The 15036-nt window shown below is 47.4% G+C and carries 17 protein-coding genes; 12 read left to right on the forward strand and 5 right to left on the reverse strand.

Features of this window, described 5'->3' with window-relative positions; genetic code table 11:
- Positions 1–176: 176 nt before the first annotated feature.
- Positions 177–659: a PaaI family thioesterase gene (locus BZG77_RS01280; RefSeq protein ID WP_077645887.1), complete on the reverse strand. Its 483-nt coding sequence runs from the start codon at positions 657–659 to the stop codon at positions 177–179.
- Positions 660–916: 257 nt separating this feature from the next.
- On the opposite strand from BZG77_RS01280, the gene BZG77_RS01285 reads away from it, so the two are divergent.
- Positions 917–2236, forward strand: coding sequence for a DEAD/DEAH box helicase (locus BZG77_RS01285; protein WP_077645945.1), 1320 nt, complete (start codon positions 917–919; stop codon positions 2234–2236).
- Between the two features lie 586 nt (positions 2237–2822).
- Here the strand turns inward: BZG77_RS01285 and BZG77_RS01290 are convergent.
- Positions 2823–3020 (reverse strand): hypothetical protein, encoded by a 198-nt coding sequence (locus tag BZG77_RS01290; protein ID WP_128080777.1) that lies wholly within the window; start codon positions 3018–3020, stop codon positions 2823–2825.
- Between the two features lie 207 nt (positions 3021–3227).
- Positions 3228–3767: a hypothetical protein gene (locus tag BZG77_RS01295; protein WP_077645888.1), complete on the reverse strand. Its 540-nt coding sequence runs from the start codon at positions 3765–3767 to the stop codon at positions 3228–3230.
- 287 nt (positions 3768–4054) lie between these two features.
- Between BZG77_RS01295 and aroG the strand changes: the two genes are divergently transcribed.
- Complete coding sequence (gene aroG / locus BZG77_RS01300) at positions 4055–5137, forward strand: 3-deoxy-7-phosphoheptulonate synthase AroG (RefSeq protein WP_077645889.1); 1083 nt, start codon at positions 4055–4057, stop codon at positions 5135–5137.
- A gap of 105 nt (positions 5138–5242) precedes the next feature.
- Here the strand turns inward: aroG and BZG77_RS01305 are convergent, their stop codons facing one another.
- Both BZG77_RS01305 and BZG77_RS01310 read right to left on the reverse strand, forming a co-directional pair.
- The gene (locus tag BZG77_RS01305; protein WP_077645890.1) at positions 5243–5674 is read right to left on the reverse strand and encodes a DUF3069 domain-containing protein; all 432 of its coding nucleotides are present in this window, start codon (positions 5672–5674) and stop codon (positions 5243–5245) included.
- Between the two features lie 13 nt (positions 5675–5687).
- Positions 5688–6143 carry a bactofilin family protein gene (locus BZG77_RS01310; RefSeq protein WP_077645891.1) on the reverse strand — a complete coding sequence of 152 codons (456 nt, stop codon included), beginning with the start codon at positions 6141–6143 and terminating at the stop codon, positions 5688–5690.
- Between the two features lie 234 nt (positions 6144–6377).
- Here BZG77_RS01310 and BZG77_RS01315 point away from each other — a divergent pair, with 234 nt between their 5' ends.
- The 10 genes from BZG77_RS01315 (at position 6378) to BZG77_RS01360 (ending at position 15033) form a co-directional block, all read left to right on the forward strand.
- On the forward strand, positions 6378–7022 hold the full coding sequence (locus BZG77_RS01315) for a YceH family protein (protein ID WP_077645892.1): 645 nt from the start codon (positions 6378–6380) through the stop codon (positions 7020–7022).
- 6 nt (positions 7023–7028) lie between these two features.
- On the forward strand, positions 7029–7280 hold the full coding sequence (locus BZG77_RS01320; RefSeq protein ID WP_077645893.1) for a GIY-YIG nuclease family protein: 252 nt from the start codon (positions 7029–7031) through the stop codon (positions 7278–7280).
- Between the two features lie 137 nt (positions 7281–7417).
- Positions 7418–8371, forward strand: coding sequence for a YbgA family protein (locus BZG77_RS01325; RefSeq protein WP_077645894.1), 954 nt, complete (start codon positions 7418–7420; stop codon positions 8369–8371).
- Complete coding sequence (locus BZG77_RS01330) at positions 8361–9191, forward strand: MerR family transcriptional regulator (RefSeq protein ID WP_077645895.1); 831 nt, start codon at positions 8361–8363, stop codon at positions 9189–9191. Before BZG77_RS01325 ends, BZG77_RS01330 begins: the two co-directional genes overlap by 11 nt.
- Entirely contained in the window at positions 9182–10621 is a 1440-nt protein-coding gene (gene phrB, locus BZG77_RS01335; protein WP_077645896.1) for a deoxyribodipyrimidine photo-lyase, read from the forward strand. Before BZG77_RS01330 ends, phrB begins: the two co-directional genes overlap by 10 nt.
- Entirely contained in the window at positions 10621–11061 is a 441-nt protein-coding gene (locus BZG77_RS01340) for a nuclear transport factor 2 family protein (protein WP_077645897.1), read from the forward strand. Before phrB ends, BZG77_RS01340 begins: the two co-directional genes overlap by 1 nt.
- Positions 11058–11783, forward strand: coding sequence for an SDR family NAD(P)-dependent oxidoreductase (locus BZG77_RS01345; protein WP_077645898.1), 726 nt, complete (start codon positions 11058–11060; stop codon positions 11781–11783). Before BZG77_RS01340 ends, BZG77_RS01345 begins: the two co-directional genes overlap by 4 nt.
- Before the next feature lie 3 nt (positions 11784–11786).
- On the forward strand, positions 11787–13046 hold the full coding sequence (locus BZG77_RS01350; protein WP_037367761.1) for an NAD(P)/FAD-dependent oxidoreductase: 1260 nt from the start codon (positions 11787–11789) through the stop codon (positions 13044–13046).
- The gene (locus BZG77_RS01355; protein WP_198532368.1) at positions 13043–13789 is read left to right on the forward strand and encodes a DUF1365 domain-containing protein; all 747 of its coding nucleotides are present in this window, start codon (positions 13043–13045) and stop codon (positions 13787–13789) included. The genes BZG77_RS01350 and BZG77_RS01355 overlap by 4 nt, the downstream gene beginning before the upstream one ends.
- A 2-nt stretch (positions 13790–13791) precedes the next feature.
- Positions 13792–15033, forward strand: coding sequence for an SAM-dependent methyltransferase (locus tag BZG77_RS01360; protein ID WP_077645899.1), 1242 nt, complete (start codon positions 13792–13794; stop codon positions 15031–15033).
- Positions 15034–15036: the final 3 nt, after the last annotated feature.

Below are 15036 nucleotides of genomic sequence, written 5' to 3' on the forward strand. Positions count from 1 at the left end.
AAGTCAATGATTTTTCAGTGATTCTTTTATCCGTATCACGGATGTCTGAGTAAGTGCGCTGAGCTTTTTGTATTGTCGTTATCGCTAACGATTACTAATAAAAAGCCAGATTATCTACTGACCGATAATCTGGCTTTTTTCTGCGTTGCCGAGGCTGTCACGGTTAAGCGGACGCGCTAACCAGTGATGTATTTTACTGATAACGTAAGCTCAAAGGTTGCCATTGCTTCATCACCATGTAAGCTTGGACACGTTGCGACAATCGTCACTGGCTGGTTGATGCGTTCACCTGTCTCTATGGCATTGCCAATCATAGCACTGATTTTTTCGCCATCTTGGCAGGTGAAAATGACATCCCCTTCGGGACGTTTGTGGAAATCGGCCTGTACCGATTTAAACGCAAGGCTAATCTTCACGCCGCGCTGCTCTGCCATCGCCATCGCTAGAAAGCCGCCCGCCACATCGGCCCCTACGGCTAAAGCACCAAAATACATACTGTTTAAATGATTTTTGGTGCGCCGACCTAACGGAATTTTCATCGTGACATGCTTATCGTCGATCGAAAGGATCTTGGGGCGGCACCAGCCAATCATTGGGACTTTTAGGAAACCGAATAGTGATAGATGCTGATTCGCACGGGCGAGTGGAGACGAGAACATAGACACTCCTTGTTATCTGGTCTTACCTGTAACGCTACATTGATGTTTATTTGTACGTCAACATTTTGTTAACAAACTTGCGGGCTGATGCTTTTTTTTCGCAGATAGCGTAGACAGACATGCATGTAATCACAGCGTCTGGATATTGGAGTATCAAAATTTTTGGTGCGGTGTTTTTGCGTAAAGTATGATAGCATTCGCCGCCTTAAATGGCGCGTGTGCGCCTTTTGCTTTTGATTTACCTTTGGAGTGATACCTTGCAATTTGACGATTTGGGACTCGATAGACGCTTACTGTCGCTCATTGCCCACCGTGGATTTGAACAGCCAACTGATATTCAACGTCAGGCAATTCCTGTTGTGATGGCAGGAAAAGATTTGCTGGCGTCATCGAAAACGGGCTCGGGAAAAACACTGGCGTTTTTGCTGCCTGCGATGCAGCGTGTTTTGCGTTCTAAACCTCTCAGTCGTCGTGATCCACGCGTGTTAATATTGGCACCGACTCGCGAATTGGCCAAACAAGTTTATGGCCAGTTGCGGATGCTGACCAGTGGCACGACTCATAAAGCGGCCCTCGTTCTGGGTGGCGAAAACTTCAATGAACAAGCAAAGGTTTTTCGTCAGTCGCCAACTTTTGTGGTGGCTACACCTGGCCGACTCGCCGATCATTTGAAACAGCGCAACGTGTCTTTATCTGGTTTAGAGATGTTGATCTTAGACGAAGCGGATCGCATGCTCGATCTTGGCTTTAAAGAACAATTAGATAGCGTGAATGCGCATGCTGAGCATAGGTTGCGCCAGACATTGATGTTCTCTGCAACGTTAGATCATCAGCAAGTGACCGAAATTGCAGCCGGTATGCTAAAGTCTCCTAAGCGAGTCGCGGTTGGTGAAGCGGAAAGACTGCACAGCGATATTGAGCAGCATTTTGTACTGTGTGATCACTTGGATCATAAGCAGGCTTTGCTTGAGCACTTGATGAAAGCCAACGTGCACAAGCAAGTCATGATCTTTACTGCCACTCGCGCAGACACGGAACGATTGGCTGAGCGATTTACACAGGCAGGGTATAAAGCGATTGCGTTGAGTGGTGAGCTAAACCAAGCATCACGTAGTCGTATTATGAATGAGTTTGAGCGCGGCTTTCATGACGTGTTGGTCACTACTGATGTTGCGTCACGCGGCTTAGATTTGTTGAATGTGTCTTTGGTCATTAATTTTGATATGCCAAAACACGCTGAGGAATATGTGCATCGCGTGGGACGGACTGGTCGGGCAGGGCACCAAGGCCTGTCTTACTCACTGGTTGGGCCGAAAGACTGGCGAAGCTTTAAAAATATTGAAGGCTTCTTGCAACAAAAGCTTGAGTTTACGGCAATAGAAGGCCTAGAGGGTAAATTTAAAGGCTTTAAAGAGAAAAAAGTCCCTAATAAAAAATCGCCTGGGCCAGCAAAACGCCAGAAAACACCGGTTAAAAAGCAGCCTAAAGCCCCGAAAAAACGAGATAAGAGCTTTTACAACAATGTGCCTGTCGGCGATGTGCCGTTAGCAAAAAAGAAAACAAAACCTGAATCCTAACGCCACAATACGTCTATCTTTTGTCGTGACTGTCCGCTGTACCCCCCTGGTGCAGCGGAGTGCACGAGCCTAATAATCTTTTATCACCATTCGTGCTTTTCTCAATCAGCTAGCTCAGCGATTTTTACAATAAACCCCTAGCTAAAACTGCGCATTGTCACGTTTAACTTTGTGAGTTGATGAAACTTTATTTTTCGAAGTGTCGATTTTGCCAAAAAAAGCGCTTTTCTTTGCGTTAGATCGATTTTATAGCTGATTTTTAGCTCATTGAGTCGTAAACTAGGCGCATCTGTTGGTAGTCGCTCATTCTTCAGACGATTTGAGTGGCTGGCAACTTGAGTTTTTGTCTTTTAATTATCAATGAAACTGGGGTGTTGCTGTGGAAACTGCACTGGTCGTTGCCTTTATTACTGCCGCGGCATGGATCGTTCGTCGTGAGCGTGCCGCACAATAATTTGCTGTAGTCGTCCTTTTTAAACACATGTTTTAGGCAGCAAATAAAAAAAGCCTTCTCCTTTGGAGAAGGCTTTTACCTATAATACATTTTTATGAGAATGTGATTTTTGGACGCTTCTATGGTGATGTGTTAGCTATCGTAGTAATCCCCGTCAGAAACATCGTGAAAGTCTTCTACCTGACTGGCCGCTTTAAAATCAGCAGCAGGTTTTAGCTTACGCCGCCGCAATAACGCGACCTGCTCCTCTAAGCGGTGAGCCGTTTCAATGTTACCTTCTTGATAGGCCTCTTGTATTTTTCTCTCAAATTCACCAATACGCTGAGTCATCACCATCGTTATACCCTCCGACAGTCCTCACGTACAATGACGACGAGCGTCAGACGTGAGTGTTACACCACGCACTAAAGACGACCACTTTTTACAAGAGTGGTACGTCTCTACGTTTAATTTAGCTTAGATTAAAATTTTCACCAGCGAGAGAAGATCACACTGGTATGATCACGCTGTAGAAGAAGAGCAACGAATCACAGGCTATTAATACAGGTATCTGACTGAGAAAATCAAGCGGTTTTGCTCTAAACCATTAGCACGCCAGGTCGCGCCGAGAGATAACGTTTCTGTTGAGTGAAAACGACCACCAATTTCGACAAGGCTGGTGCTATCGTCTTGGTCAAAAATAATCGAACCGACATAAAGATTTGCCTCAAAGGGCGGTGCGATCCAGGCTCGCATACCACCACCGATGACCGTCTCCAAATCGCCGGCATCATGCCTGTCATCCTCTGGGCGTCTAAACCACGCACCTTCAAGTTCACCATATAAATCAACAAATTCGTTAATAGGAGCATGAAAACCAACCCCGCCAGAGGTATACCAGTCCCCTTCAAATTGCGAATTCCCTTTGACGACAAAATGCGCCCCTTCGGTAAACGCAAAACGTGCTAAAACACCCAGCCCACTAGGGTTGCCTAATGCATTGACTTGAATATGGTTATAGTCAAAGTTGGTCGCCTGGGCGGTTGGAACCCAAAGGCATATCGCCAAGAGTGCGCTAGTGGTTAGGCGTGTGATCACGTCATTTACTCCTTTTATATTTAATGATCAGTGTAATAGCTTCTGTATGACAAGTGCAATAACGACGTCGTGTTTGCAGTGGGAATTCTCTTGTCGTGCACCGCAACGGAAATACTACCTATTTCTCCCTGTCAATTTTTTTAAAGCATTGGTGACTATTTTCTCTGTAAAAAAATATTTGCACACGCAGAGATGTCAGGTTAGCGTAGACGTGTAACCATAAGAACGTAAGCCCATCAGTGGCCGCATTAGCGCGTAAACGATAAAAGCAAACACAGGACAAGCCCATGAGTGTACACCCAACGGATGACGTAAGAATCCAGCAAATAAAAGAACTTCTTCCGCCGATTGCTGTATTGGAAAAGTTCCCCGCAACAGAGGCGGCAGAGCAGACCGTCGTAAACGCCCGTCAGGCGATTCATCGAGTGTTAAACGACGATGATGATCGCTTGGTGGTTGTGGTTGGTCCTTGCTCGATTCACGATCCAGATGCCGCGCGAGACTACGCACGTCAACTTAAGCAATTACGTGAAACTTTAAGTGAGGATCTCGAAGTTGTCATGCGGGTTTATTTTGAAAAACCACGCACTACCGTTGGATGGAAAGGTCTGATTAATGACCCTTATTTGGACAATAGTTTTAAAATCAATGATGGCTTACGCTTAGGGCGCAAACTGCTCCTCGATATCGCCGATACTGGCTTACCTGCAGCGGGTGAGTTTCTCGATATGATTACCCCACAATATATGGCGGATTTGATTAGCTGGGGAGCAATCGGGGCGCGAACGACAGAATCTCAGGTGCATCGTGAGCTAGCGTCAGGCCTGTCTTGTCCGGTGGGGTTTAAAAATGGAACGGATGGCAATATAAAAATTGCCACGGATGCGATTCGCTCTGCCAGTGCCCCTCATCAATTTCTGTCTGTGACCAAGTATGGCCATTCAGCCATTGTCGCGACGGCCGGTAATGAGGACTGCCATTTGATTTTACGCGGGGGCAAAGTGCCAAATTACAGTGCCGGAGACGTGGATCAGATTTGCAGCGCGTTGACGGGCGCGGGACTGCGTCAAAAAGTAATGATAGATTTAAGTCATGCAAACAGCAGCAAACAGTATCAAAAACAAAAAGACGTCTGTGAAGATATCGCGGGCCAAATCGCCGCTGGAAATCAGGCGATTTTCGGTGTGATGATTGAAAGCCACCTGGTCGAAGGTCGACAAGATTTAACGGATGGTCAGTCGCTTACCTATGGTCAAAGCATTACAGACGGCTGCATTGGTTGGGATGATACCGAGAAGGCGCTACACCAGCTGGCGGCGGCTGTTCGAGCACGTCGAGAAAAAACGGCTCGTCTCAGTGAGTCTGCCTAATTGGCTTGTTCGCCGAGGAAAAATGTTCGTCGATAAAAAAAAGCCCCCAGCGTTTGGGGGCTTACTCTTAACGACCAAGGTTAGCGGCTAGCCGTCTCTATCTCTTTATTTTTGAAAAATCGCTTGGAATTCGCGTTTCAAGCCCGGCTTTAAGCGTGCTTGTTTAAGCTGTTTAGCTAAATCTTTGACACAAGAGCTAAGTACATCGTCGAGTACTTGGGCTTTGTAGTTTTCTTTCGCCTCGTCAGACATATCACTTAAGTCGACTTTCTCGAGCTCGCTCAGCGCATCGATACCTGCATAACTTTGGCTAATCGCAACGAGCGCATGAAATTGGTCATAGTTATCGAGAATATTTTGTGCGCTGGTAGGCAGTATTTCCCACGCTTCTTTGACACTTGAACTAGAAGCATCATGGACAGATGCGATCATTGCGTACATGGCCTCAGGTGCTTGCTCATAGCGAATCACGCACTGTAGCTCTGGGGAGAAGCTTTCAAAACTGACCTGTGTTGGGTTTGCATCGGTATCAGACATACACCGATTCTCCTTATGATTTTTTAGATGAGGAAGAGCGTGTTTTATGATCGGCGTGGTGCGCGTCCGGATCCTGTTTGGTCTCGGCACGATTCTGTTCAGGCAGTGGGACAACGGTATCCGTTAACAAGGTAGCTCGGTTTTCGCCGGCGAGTAGGCCGCCTTTTTCAATGGTTAATTGTTCGGTGTTAAGTACGCCTTTCATTTTTCCTTGTGAAAGGATATCGATGGCATCGGCATCACACTGACCTTCGATTAACCCATTGATAGTGATATGTTTAGCGTGAATGGTACCGCGAAAATGGCCAGAAGCAGAAATAACAACAGCATTGGCTTGAGTAATATTTCCCTCTCCAAACCCATCAATTTGAATGTCACCTTCAAGATCGATATCACCCACCACTTTGCAGTTTTTGGCAATGATAGATAACCCATGATTTGGATGAGATTTTGAACTAAACAGGCCCATGTCGTGCTCTCCACATACTTCATTTCGTCAAAGTATACCATTAGCCACGCTTTGATGGAGGATGATCGGCGGATAAGCGCGCGATAAAGGTGTGATCCCGCTACCAGTATTCGGGGTTGCTGAATGGATAGTGTGTTCCCTAAGGCAGTGAACAGCGATTGCTTGCATCACCGTCAATTGATATAAAGCCAATCATTTAGCCGAATAGAGACATCAACTATGTCCATATCTACTATGTCAATACAGCTTTCCCCATACCAACAGCGTGTTATTGGCTGCTTGCTTGAAAAAGAAGTCACGACGCCAGATCACTATCCGCTGACTTTAAATGCGCTGACCACCGCAGTGAATCAGAAAAGCAATCGCGATCCTGTTTACGATATGTTGGACTCAGACGTGCTGGATGTTATCCATCAGTTGGAAGAAGCAAGGCTTGTCAGCCCGCAAGAGGGGAGCGGAAGTCGTGTGACAAAATACCAGCATCGGTTTTGTAACACGCCATTTGGTGACTTGACGTTTAGTGAACAGCAAAAAGCCATTATTTGTGTACTGTTACTGCGTGGCGCGCAAACACCCGGAGAGCTAAGAACTCGAACGCAACGTTTGTGCGCCTTTGATGACATGGCGGACGTCGAAGCAACACTGGCAAGCATGGTTGAGCAACAGTGGGTGCAAAAATTACCCCGTGAAGCGGGTAAGCGAGAATCACGGTACAGGCATTTGTTTACCGATGCGTCGATTGATTCGTTGATGCATTCAGAGGATGAATCAGAAGCGGTTGGCGCGTCTGATAACGTCTCCCTTTCTCAACGTGTCACGGCACTCGAGCAAGAGGTATCAGAGCTACGTCAACTGCTAGGTACACTGTTGGGGCAGTAATTGAGCATGGACACGCCTTGGTTTGTGTATTTGATTCGAACGCGTCAAGGCCACTTGTATTGCGGTGTTACCACTAACGTTTCTCGTCGTTTCGCACAGCATTCAGCCGGAAAAGGCGCCCGAGCATTGCGAGGTAAAGGTCCACTATTATTGGCGTGGTATTCAGAGCCCATGGAAAAACGGGCTGCGATGCAACGCGAATGGGAAATTAAACAGTGGCCTAAGGAACGTAAAGAAGCGTTATGCCTTCAGCAATAGCACGTCGCTTTGATTCTCTTAAATTGTACAAATAAAAAAAATTGTACAATTTTGATCTATCCTCTACCTTTACTTGTACAAGGTAATACAAATGTACAAGTGCGGCACCCGTCGCACAGTGAGTGTAGAGGTAAGGCATGTCGTTTCCAGTTGGTGTAAGCGCCTGTGTGATCGGTGAAAAAGTCCGCTTTGACAGTGGCCATAAGCGCAGCACATTCGTCACGAAAGAGTTAGGTCCTTATGTGGATTTCGTGCCCGTGTGCCCTGAAGTGGGGATTGGTCTTCCTGTTCCCCGTCCGGCGATTAGGCTGGTCGATAAAGGCGATCTCTCTGTAAAGCTTGTTGAAACCAAGGATCAACAAAAAGACTACACGGATAAAATGATCGCGTTTAGTGAGCGTAAAGCGGAAGAGCTGGAACACAAAGCACTCCGCGGATACATCGTCTGCGCAAAGTCACCAACGTGTGGCATGGAGCGGGTCAAAGTGTATCGCGAAAATGGCTACGCCTCTGATATTTCAGGGGTTGGCTTGTACACGCAAGCACTGATGGCGCAGATGCCTTGGCTACCGATAGAAGAAGATGGTCGCCTTAATGATCCTATCTTAAAAGAGAATTTCGTGTTCCGTTTGTTCGCGCTCGATGATCTCTATAAAAGTGTGGAAGGTGGCGTCACTAAACAAACTCTAGTTGATTTTCATTCCCGATACAAATTGGTGTTGATGGCACACTCGCCCGAACGTTATCGCGAGTTAGGGCGTTTTATGGCGAACATTGGGCATTACGATATCGATGCATTCTTTGAACAGTATCGGACCGCTTTTATGCAGGCGATTGCCATTCGCGCTACCCGTAAAAAGCACACCAATGTGCTAATGCATCTACAAGGTTATTTTAAAAATAATCTCGATAAAGGCCAAAAAGCAGAATTGGCGAACCTTATCCACGCCTATCGTCAAGGCACCATGCCATTACTGGCGCCTTTGACCTTAATTTCACATCATTTACATAATCATCCCGACGATTATCTGGCCAATCAAGTCTATCTCAAGCCATACCCCGACGCACTGAGGTTACGTTATGGCTTGTGAGGGATCCCACACACTCACTATTAGTCAGGTCGCAGAGCAAACGGGCGTTAATCCTGTGACCTTACGCGCTTGGCAGCGTCGTTATGGCTTATTGTCACCAGCAAGAACCGCAAAAGGCCACCGTTTATACAGTGACGATGACGTCAGCACGATTGCGAGCATTCTTCAGTGGTTAGACAAAGGTGTGCCAATTAGCAAGGTTAAACCCTTGTTGGTGCAAACGTCCGCATCTATCGATGTCCAAGACAACGGTGTCGCTCGAGATTTGATCGATTGTATTCATACGTTCTCGGTGAGGCGCCTTAGCCAAAGTTTGGACCAACTCTTCAAAGAGTATCCCTTTTACTGGTTGGTCGAGCATGTCATGACACCCGTCGATCAATGGCTCAGTCATCACGATGGAGCGGTCAGTATGCTACAGCGTGATCTTTGGCAAACCACGGTGATTGAACAGTGCCGGTCGGTGATCGCCGCGAATGCCAAGAGAAACACGCGAGCAACTTGTTGGTTGGTATCGCTCAACCCAACCAGTGAGTATCAACGTTTGTTAATGGCGGTAGCTCTTCACGAAAAAAATTACAACGTCACTATACTTTCACAGGCACACAGCCAGTTAAGTTTGATTTTAGAGGTCATGCGCGAGCAGCAAATTAAAACACTGGCGGTGATGGCAAACCATCGACTTGATCGTACGCAGCTTAACCAACTACGTCTTTGTCTGTCGCAAAATGAGATTGAGGTGGTGAGCCAGGCATTCATTTACTCCGTACACGGTGACGAGCTCGAGGATTTGAGGGAGAACAAGACGTTATGCATCTAGTTTGGTTTCGGCGCGATTTACGTGTGTTAGACAACTTGGCGTTGAGTGCCGCGAGTGCGTCATCTAGCCCTGTTGTCGGGATTTTTATCGAAACACCACAGCAGTGGGCTGAGCACCAGCTTGCACCCACACAAGCCGGACTTATTCAAGCACGGCTCGAAGCGCTGCGTGAGGAGCTAAAAGCACTCAACATCCCATTAGTGGTTGAACGGGCGAATGATTTTACTGAGGCGGCGCGTACAGTGGCAGAGTATGCCACACAAACAGATGCACAAGCGGTATTCGCCAATCATGAGTACGAGCTCAATGAAGTCAAACGAGATGAACGCGTGCAGGCTGATTTAGCCGCCCGAGGGATTGCTTGGCATACCTATGCCGATCGCAATTTATTTGCCCCTGGAACGATAAAGTCAGGCAAGGGAGAAGCATACAAAGTGTTTACCCCGTTTAAGAAAGCGTGCTTGCGCGCGCTTGATAACTTGGATTTATCGCCCCGTAGAGCGCCGTCTGTGCGAGAAGAAACATCTGTGGTGAGAGACATCTTTTCTCAACTCGCCCCGATTGAGTTTGTCTACCCAAGCGTAGATGTCTCTGCGTGGGCGAGTGACGAAAAAGGGATCCTTGATTGTTTGCGCGAATACTGTCGCGAGCGAGCGGCAGATTACAAAAAGTACCGTGACTTTCCTGCGATGGATGGCACCAGTCAGCTTTCCCCTTATCTCGCCATCGGCGCCTTGTCACCACGACAATGCTTAGCCCGACTTCAGGCGGAAAACGGCGATTGGCGTGAGCCCGATACCGGCGCTGCTACCTGGTTGTCTGAGCTTATTTGGCGAGATTTTTATCAAGAAGTCAGCGCGCAGAACCCTGCAATTAGCAAGCGGCAGTGTTTTTTAAGCTGGGGAGAGTCGGTGGTTTGGGAAAACGACTCAACCTTGTTTGAGGCGTGGAAAAACGGAAAAACGGGTTATCCGATTGTCGATGCCGCCATGCAGCAACTGAATCAAACCGGCTGGATGCACAACCGCTTACGAATGATCGTGGCGAGCTTTTTAACCAAAGATTTGTTGATCGACTGGCGCTGGGGCGAAGACTATTTTATGTCCAAACTGATTGACGGCGACTTTGCATCAAACAATGGCGGTTGGCAGTGGTCGGCATCTGTCGGCACCGATGCGCAGCCTTACTTCCGGATTTTTAACCCAACAACACAAGGAGAGCGGTTTGATAGTGATGGCCGTTTTATCCGCCGCTGGATTCCGGCTTTAAAATCGGTGCCTGGCAAGCATGTTCATCAACCCTGGCAATGGGCAGAAAAGTATGCTCAATCAATAGATTATCCACGACCTGTGGTTGATCACGCTAAACAAAGAAAGAAAGCGTTAGCCTTATTTGAAGCGGCTAAAAACCAGCCTCAGGAGTCGTTTTAATGGCACATCATGAAACACAAGCCGGAGTGAAGCAGTTTGTGTCTATTTATAAGGCATTAAACAAACGTAACTTAACGTCATTAGAAACTCTTTATCATCCAGAGATCGTGTTTCGTGACCCGGCACATGAGATTGTCGGACTAGCAGCCTTCATTCAGTATTTTACTGTGCTTTATGAGAATGTTACTGACTGTCAATTTGTTATTCATCACACCACGATCGAAGACGATGACGCATTTGTCACCTGGACCATGACACTCTCGCATCCAAAGTTAGAAAAAGGCAAAGCGCGTCAGGTTCAAGGTTGCTCTCACTTGCGCTTTAGCGAGGGCAAAATCATCCGTCATCGTGACTACTTTGACATGGGCGAAATGCTGTATGAAGCATTACCTGTTCTCGGGCGCTTACTGAAACAGATTAAAACGAGGTTAGGACAATGAAACACGTCGTGATCACAGGCGCCACCTCAGGCATTGGCGAACAGTTGGCTCGAGATTATGCGCGACAAGGCTGGCAAGTCACCGCGTGTGGGCGCAATCAAGACAAACTGGCTGCAATGGCAAAGGATCATGCCTCTCTCACCCCCTTGGCGTTTGACGCGACCGACAGTGAACAAACACATCAAGCATTGGGTCGCCTCAGTGTGGTGCCAGATTTGATCATTTTAAACGCGGGAACCTGCGAATATATCGATCAAGGTCGGGTCGATGTATCGTTGTTTAAGCGCGTGTTTGATATCAATGTCTTTGGTGTGCTCAATTGTATTGAAGCATTACAAGCGGGTTTTAGTGATGCGACCCATCTTGCGATCGTGGGTTCCTCTGCCAGTTACATGCCGCTACCCCGAGCAGAAGCTTATGGCGCCTCCAAAGCGGCGATCAGCTATATCGCCAATACGTTATCCGCCGATCTTGCTCAGCAAGGAGTGACAGTGTCACTTATTTCTCCTGGTTTCGTGGAAACCCCGCTCACGGACAAAAATGACTTTGCTATGCCGATGCGAGTCAGTGTCAAACAAGCCTCAGCAGCGATCCAGTCTGGATTAGCCAAAGGCAAGACAGAAGTGCATTTCCCACGAAAATTCACGTTTATTCTTAAATTTTTAGCGCTACTGCCTATGTCTTGGCAGATAGCCCTTGCTCGACGTATGACAAGGAACTAAACCATGAAAATTGCCATTATTGGTTCGGGCATTGCCGGGTTAACGTGCGCCCATTACCTTAACAAACAACATGATATTCAGTTATTTGAAGCGAATGACTACCTCGGTGGTCACACGGCGACCGTTGATATTGAGGTCGAAAGTGGTCAATACGCGATTGATACCGGCTTTATCGTCTTTAATGACAGAACTTATCCAAATTATGAGCGCTTGCTCAATGACATCGGGGTTGGACGTCAGCCTTCACAAATGAGTTTTAGTGTGCGCAACGATGCAAATGGCTTAGAATATAACGGCCACAGCTTGTCGTCGTTGTTTGCGCAAAAACGCAATATCGTTAATGTACGTTTTTATCGCTTTCTGGCCGAAATCATGCGCTTTAATCGTCTCGCACGTGACGCGTACGCAGCGAAAGATAGCGCCTCGTCTTCATCATTGAATACCTTAGGGGATTTCCTTAACCAACATGGGTTCAGTGATTATTTTTGTCAAAACTATATCTTACCGATGGGGGCGGCCATTTGGTCGTCAACGCTGTCGGATATGCGTGGATTTCCATTAGCCTTTTTCCTACGGTTTTTCCAAAATCATGGTTTGTTAGATGTAACGAATCGACCGCAGTGGTATGTGATACCAGGTGGTTCACGCGAATACGTGAAAAAACTGACACCGGCTTTTGCCGATAAAATTCATCTCAATACGCCGGTAAAACAGGTTCGACGTGATCAAGGCGCGGTCTATGTCACTACGGATAAGGGCGAGCAGGTGTTTGATCAGGTGGTATTCGCGTGTCATAGCGATCAAGCGCTTGCTATGTTAGCCGATCCCAGTGATGCAGAGCGTGACGTTCTCGGCGCCATCCCTTATCAAGATAATGAAGTGGTGCTACATACGGACACCTCTCTATTACCTAAGCGACAAGGTGCATGGGCGAGCTGGAATTATCATTTGCCCTTGTCAGAAGAAATAGACACGGATCCGGCAGCTTTGACCTACAATATGAATATATTGCAATCAATTCAGTCGCCTGAGACGTTTTGTGTCACGCTCAATCAAACACACAGAATAGAACCCAGTAAGATTTTACGTCGTTTTGTGTATGCACACCCAGTGTTTAATACCGAGAGCGTCGCAGCACAGCAAAAGCGTCATCAGATTAATGGCCAACAGCAAAGCTGGTTCTGTGGCGCGTATTGGTATAACGGTTTTCATGAAGATGGCGTTAAAAGTGCACTTGACGTGGTGGAGGGCATCAATTCGTGACTGAGTCGGTTGTAACTTTGAATAGCGGTTTGTATGTCGGCCAGGTCCGGCATCGGCGCTATACACCGATCAAACATACGTTCACGTATCCTGTTTTTATGCCGTTGATTGACCTAGACGAACTGGCATTACTGTCGTCACAGGTTACGGGGTTCCGGCTGGGTAAATGGGGCTGGGCGGCCTTTGATTATCGAGACTATTTAGATGGGCGAGAAGATACCAAAGCGGCGTGTCTTGACAAGGTATACACACTCACGGGCGAGCGCATAGAAGGAAAAGTTTATGCGCTGTGTCAGCTGCGTTATCTCGGCGTGTATTTTAGTCCGGCGAATTTTTACTACGTCTATGATCACGACAATAACTGGCGCTACGTGCTTGCAGAAGTCAGTAACACCCCTTGGGGCGAACGCCACTATTACGCGGTTCCGGCCGGTACGCGTTGGGAAAATGATAAAGCGTTTCATGTGTCGCCGTTCAATCCAATAGAACAACGCTATCATTGGCGTCTTCGTCCGCCCCGCGAGCGCGTGCACTTGCATCTTGAAGCGCACCGCGAAGCCAAGGAGTTTGACGCGACACTTGGCCTACAACGACGGCCTTTTACCTCAAAAACATTGGGTAAGTTATTGATCCGGACACCGGTAGAGACAGTAAAAGTTCTCATTGGTATTTATTGGCAAGCGCTCAAACTTTGGATAAAGGGCGCACCGTTTTATCCGCACCCGGGTGCGAAGAAGGAGTAATTATGTCTGTAACGGACGTACCTCAAAGTCAACGCACATTGACGCGTAAAGAGCATTACGCGAAGCAGTTGGTTTATACGTTAATGGCACACGTCAAAGATGCTTCCATTTCGCTCGTTGATGAGCAGGGTCAGACCTTGCAGTGCGGAGATCCTCAGGCACAATTACATGCATCAGTCTTAGTCCATGATCCACGTTTTTATACTCGGATTTTGACCGGTGGCAGTATTGCAGCCGCCGAAGCTTATATTGAAGGCTGGTGGGAATCGCCCAGTCTAACTGACGTGATTCGGGTCTTTGCTCGTAATTTGCCGGCGATTGATCGGATAGAAAAGCACACGGGTTGGTTGGTGAGCCTCGGTCATAAACTGGCACATTGGCGCAATCGTAACGAGAAAGACACAGCACGCCGCAATATTGCCGCGCATTATGATCTTGGCAACGATCTGTATCGCCACTTTCTCGATGATCAAATGCTGTATTCCAGTGGGATTTATCCGGAAAAGGAAGCCTCACTAGAAGCCGCGCAAATCGAAAAAATGGATCGTCTCTGCCGACAACTGTCGCTAACGCCTGATGATCACCTGATCGAAATTGGCACAGGTTGGGGGGGCATGGCGATCTATGCCGCAAAGCATTACGGCTGTCGCGTTACTACCACCACCATCTCGGAAGAACAGCATGCTTGGGCGCAGGCGTGTATTGCACGAGAGGGGTTAGATAATCAGATCACATTGCTTAAAGAGGATTACCGCGATCTGACCGGCGAGTACGACAAACTCGTCTCGATAGAGATGATTGAAGCGGTAGGCAAAGAATACCTAGATACCTTTGTGCGAAAGTGTCAGTCACTACTCAAACCGAATGGTTTAATGGCGATTCAAGCGATCACAATAGCGGATCAACGTTATGACCATTACAGTCGCAATGTCGATTTTATTCAAAAGCACATTTTCCCGGGAGGGTTTTTGCCCTCGGTAAACGTGTTACTTGATCACTTCACCGCCCAAACGGACTTTGTGATGCGGGATTTAAAAGACATTGGTTTGGATTACGCGCAAACGCTAGCAGATTGGCATACTCGGTTTAATCAACAAGCAGAGACCTTGCGGGAATACGGATACGACGAGCGTTTTGCGCGCCTGTGGCGTTTTTATTTTTGCTATTGCGAAGGCGGCTTCAGAGAGCGAACCATTAGTGCAGTCCAGCTGTTGCTTAGTCGTCCGGCTTGGCGAGAGGCCTAAATA

Origin of the sequence: Salinivibrio sp. IB643, assembly GCF_001996105.1 — a bacterium.
Taxonomy (GTDB): Bacteria; Pseudomonadota; Gammaproteobacteria; order Enterobacterales; family Vibrionaceae; genus Salinivibrio; species Salinivibrio costicola.

What these genes read in the sequence shown, in the direction of transcription:
- aroG (WP_077645889.1), top strand. Translation starts at nt 4,055, where the DNA reads ATGAGTGTACACCCAACGGATGACGTAAGAATCCAGCAAATAAAAGAA.
- BZG77_RS01340 (WP_077645897.1), top strand. Translation starts at nt 10,621, where the DNA reads ATGGCACATCATGAAACACAAGCCGGAGTGAAGCAGTTTGTGTCTATT.
- BZG77_RS01310 (WP_077645891.1), bottom strand. Translation starts at nt 6,143, where the DNA reads ATGGGCCTGTTTAGTTCAAAATCTCATCCAAATCATGGGTTATCTATC.
- BZG77_RS01280 (WP_077645887.1), bottom strand. Translation starts at nt 659, where the DNA reads ATGTTCTCGTCTCCACTCGCCCGTGCGAATCAGCATCTATCACTATTC.
- BZG77_RS01320 (WP_077645893.1), top strand. Translation starts at nt 7,029, where the DNA reads ATGGACACGCCTTGGTTTGTGTATTTGATTCGAACGCGTCAAGGCCAC.
- phrB (WP_077645896.1), top strand. Translation starts at nt 9,182, where the DNA reads ATGCATCTAGTTTGGTTTCGGCGCGATTTACGTGTGTTAGACAACTTG.
- BZG77_RS01325 (WP_077645894.1), top strand. Translation starts at nt 7,418, where the DNA reads ATGTCGTTTCCAGTTGGTGTAAGCGCCTGTGTGATCGGTGAAAAAGTC.
- BZG77_RS01350 (WP_037367761.1), top strand. Translation starts at nt 11,787, where the DNA reads ATGAAAATTGCCATTATTGGTTCGGGCATTGCCGGGTTAACGTGCGCC.
- BZG77_RS01360 (WP_077645899.1), top strand. Translation starts at nt 13,792, where the DNA reads ATGTCTGTAACGGACGTACCTCAAAGTCAACGCACATTGACGCGTAAA.
- BZG77_RS01345 (WP_077645898.1), top strand. Translation starts at nt 11,058, where the DNA reads ATGAAACACGTCGTGATCACAGGCGCCACCTCAGGCATTGGCGAACAG.
- BZG77_RS01330 (WP_077645895.1), top strand. Translation starts at nt 8,361, where the DNA reads ATGGCTTGTGAGGGATCCCACACACTCACTATTAGTCAGGTCGCAGAG.
- BZG77_RS01305 (WP_077645890.1), bottom strand. Translation starts at nt 5,674, where the DNA reads ATGTCTGATACCGATGCAAACCCAACACAGGTCAGTTTTGAAAGCTTC.
- BZG77_RS01290 (WP_128080777.1), bottom strand. Translation starts at nt 3,020, where the DNA reads ATGACTCAGCGTATTGGTGAATTTGAGAGAAAAATACAAGAGGCCTAT.
- BZG77_RS01315 (WP_077645892.1), top strand. Translation starts at nt 6,378, where the DNA reads ATGTCAATACAGCTTTCCCCATACCAACAGCGTGTTATTGGCTGCTTG.